This window comes from Nonomuraea recticatena, assembly GCF_039533245.1.
Taxonomy (GTDB): Bacteria; Actinomycetota; Actinomycetes; order Streptosporangiales; family Streptosporangiaceae; genus Nonomuraea; species Nonomuraea roseola.
In genome coordinates, this window is sequence record NZ_BAAATE010000094.1 from 1 (window position 1) to 3,075 (window position 3,075).

At 63.9% G+C, this 3,075-nt stretch carries 2 protein-coding genes and 3 pseudogenes; 3 read left to right on the forward strand and 2 right to left on the reverse strand.

Going from position 1 to position 3,075, the window contains the following annotated elements:
* Positions 1-719 precede the first annotated feature (719 nt).
* Positions 720-887: a hypothetical protein gene (locus ABFX50_RS50385; protein WP_346158379.1), complete on the forward strand. Its 168-nt coding sequence runs from the start codon at positions 720-722 to the stop codon at positions 885-887.
* 40 nt (positions 888-927) lie between these two features.
* Here the strand turns inward: ABFX50_RS50385 and ABFX50_RS50390 are convergent.
* Positions 928-1,239 (reverse strand): annotated as a pseudogene (locus tag ABFX50_RS50390) (RidA family protein); the annotation flags it as partial.
* Between the two features lie 679 nt (positions 1,240-1,918).
* Between ABFX50_RS50390 and ABFX50_RS51765 the strand changes: the two are divergent.
* The gene (locus tag ABFX50_RS51765) at positions 1,919-2,275 is read left to right on the forward strand and encodes a DUF6355 family natural product biosynthesis protein (protein ID WP_379506988.1); all 357 of its coding nucleotides are present in this window, start codon (positions 1,919-1,921) and stop codon (positions 2,273-2,275) included.
* A gap of 104 nt (positions 2,276-2,379) precedes the next feature.
* On the opposite strand, the pseudogene ABFX50_RS51770 reads toward ABFX50_RS51765, so the two are convergent.
* Positions 2,380-2,924 (reverse strand): annotated as a pseudogene (locus tag ABFX50_RS51770) (transposase); the annotation flags it as partial.
* 34 nt (positions 2,925-2,958) lie between these two features.
* Between ABFX50_RS51770 and ABFX50_RS50405 the strand changes: the two are divergent.
* Positions 2,959-3,075 (forward strand): annotated as a pseudogene (locus ABFX50_RS50405) (IS5/IS1182 family transposase); the annotation flags it as partial.

Below are 3,075 nucleotides of genomic sequence, written 5' to 3' on the forward strand. Positions count from 1 at the left end.
CGTTGGGAGGTCCGTGCCGACATCCACGAGGCTTTCCTCAAGCTGGCCTGCGCACTCATCTGCTGGCGACGCCTCACCTCATTGCGTTAGCAGCTCTTAGGCCACATCCGACCCGTAGACAGCAACGCGATCAGTACGTTCGCCAACTCGGGCAGGCTCTGCCCCCACACGGGGGTGACATCGACGGCATAGCCCGTACTGCCGATCGTGTTGTCGTACCCCGCGAGGGGGTCGGTGACCGGAGAGCTGACATTACGCCCGGGTTCCGCCCCCGCAATTAACACCTACGTCCTTCCTCGTCCCATCCGCTCCGGCCGGCCATGGCCAGCTTCACATCGCCTTCCTCTGCCAGGCCCCGGCATCCGCATCGAGCAAGGCATCCACGCTTTGCCGCACCACCGTCCCCGCCCCTGCCCAGGAGTGCCATCACCAGGAGGATGCTTCGCATGCCAGAGAACGCCACGGCCTATCTCCCTCGCCGTCGTCAAACCACGCCTCAACGATCACCACCATCCGCCGGAAGACTACAAGATCAGTCATGGGGTGATCTTTTGGACATAGGGCCATGCGGGTAGTCTGCACCCTCGCGAAGGGCTTCATCGCCTACGATTAGCGCCGCCAACCGGACCCTGAACGACGCTGCCCTGGACGCGATCAGCTGGTGGTGCCCAGGCTGGCGCCCTGGAACACCTTGCCCAGATCGGGCTATACATCCGTTCTTGATCCGGTTGATGGTTTTGCGGTCGACGTCGGCCAACTCGCGCCAGCTGCTCCTGGATGAGGCCGTGCCTTTCGCAAAGCTCGCGCAGCCGCACGCCGAACTGTCTGCGCAGCTCGCGAGGCGCGGCGACGCGCAGGGCGACCATCCGGTCCAGGACCTTCAGTGACGGGATCGCGCTCGTCATATGGTCCGAGGTCGATCTCGACCAGGATTCCAGCCAGTTTCGAGCCCACGGTGGTCCGGGCGGGGAACAGGCGCGAAAGGTACTCCTCGTACACGGTGTTGTAGCCGTGAAAGTCGCGATCCAACTCGGCGAGGGGTGTGGTCACCTTCACCACGTGTGAGAAATCGAGGCCTTGTTCCGCCAGTAGCGCACCCAGATTGCGCAACACCTGCCGTGTCTGCTCAGCGAGCGTCTTTTCCACGACTTGTCCGGTGACGGGATCATGCGGTCCCATCCCGGCGGTGTAGAGGAAGCCGCTAGCCACGACGTCCTGTGGGAAGGCGTGTGCTGGCCGGGGCGCTGCGCTGGTGTGGAGATGATGTGGTGGTCATAGTGTCCTGTCTCAGAACAGGGTGAATAGCTAGGAACACGAGAACGGGCACCGTCTGTTCGTTAGGGCGGGCCGCACCAGGGCGACCTGGGTTGGGCGTGTTCACGAGTCTCGGCACTGCTGTTGTGGTTGCGGTGGGATGATGACGGTGCTACTCCCAGTGAGGAGACACCGTGGCCCGGTCGGCACCCTGGAATGCCAACCGAACGAAATTTGCAGCTGCTCGGCTGAGGCGCACCAGCGTCTTCCCACCGGCTCAGGACGGCCGACCGGAAGCGATCACTTCGGGGTCTTCTCCGCAGCCCTCGGACGCAGCGGCCGCCGTCCAGCGTGGCCATCTCCGCTTCCACGTCTACGGTGACGACACCGAAGAAGTTGACGTTCTCGCTGTGCGCCGGGCGGAGTGTGGGCCAACAGCTCGTCGAGAACGTCCCGGCTGGCCGCCGCTGCCGCCGCGAGCGGATAATACTCCGTCGTCCAGACGCTTCTTCGTCGACCTGGAGATGCTCTTGTAGCGGGGATGGCCGTAAAGGTGCGTTATATGACTGTTTTTCGCTCACATTGGTCTGACGGCTTGCGCTTAGATGAAGCAGCAAAATAATCGTGCACGCGAGGAGACCTAGTGCTGACCGTCAAGCGCGCCATGGGCGGACTACTCCTTACCGGTGGGCTACTCGCCGGCTCGCTTACCCCGGCCACGGCCTCGGCAACCGTCGCCGTAGCGCCCCCCGCACCAGCATCCGATGCTCGTACCGCACCCGCCGCCTCTAAAGACGTCGGCATCTTCGAGGCCCCCGTGGGCTGGCAGTGCGGCGCCTACCGCTCCAGCTCCGCATGGAATGCGGAGCTTCGCTACAACCACTGCGGGGGTACCAAGATCAGGATTGAAGTAGATGCCCGTGACGCGCCAAACTGGTTTATGTGCGTGGGGCCGTGGCAAGAGGTGTACGTTACTAATTTCAGGTACGCCTCCCACGCTTGGTACGTAGAGCCGTGCTAGTAGTACTTTGTTAGTTCGTCATGGTGGTTGTTGGTGGCAGGTGGGGCATCGGCCTGTCCAGGTGGCTAACAGCGCCTGGAGCATATGAAGGATCTTGTAGAAGGTCAGGCCGCCCCAGCTGTGACGTGGCGATGCCAGCCGATCCAGGAACGCCCCTCGAAGTGGGTCAAGCCCAGGCCGGTCTTGAGCTCGCGGTAGTCATGCTCGATCCGCCAGCGGATCTTCGCCAGGCGAACCAGTTCCCGCAGCCGGATCTGCGGCGGGAGGGTGGACAGCTAGGAGTCGGTGGGCTCGGGCTCGCCGGGCGGCCATTCGGCCAGTAGCCAGCATTCGGGCAGATGTCCGTCATGCTGGGCGGGGATGTCGCGGTTGGCGGACCGTACCCGCAGCACGAGGAAGCGTGAGCGCATCGTGGCGGCCGGGTGCCTTTGCTCTTCTTGGTGCCCTGTCGCCAGCTTACCCGGCGCAGACTGCTTCATCCTGCGGCCAGGGCCAACTCGCGCAGAGTGGAGGGCGCGCTGCGGTACTTGGCCACCGGACGGCGACCGTTGCCGGAGTAGGGCAGTGTCTCAGGGACGACATCGGCGAGATACGCGCTGGTGGTGCCTTTGAGGGCGAGCACGTACGGCAGGCCGCGGGCACTTAGACCGTGACTCATTTGGGGATTGATCGTTGGTTCGTTCGTGGATGCGTTCCTTTGCCAGCTGGCGCCTGATGAGTTGTGGGAGTTGTTCCTGCGGGTGGTTCCGCCGGCGCCGACGCGCCCGCAGGGTGGTGGGCGGCGGCGGGTCGACGATCGG

Coding starts and splice junctions, on each gene's coding strand:
- ABFX50_RS51765 (WP_379506988.1), top strand. CDS start 1,919: ATGGGCGGACTACTCCTTACCGGTGGGCTACTCGCCGGCTCGCTTACC.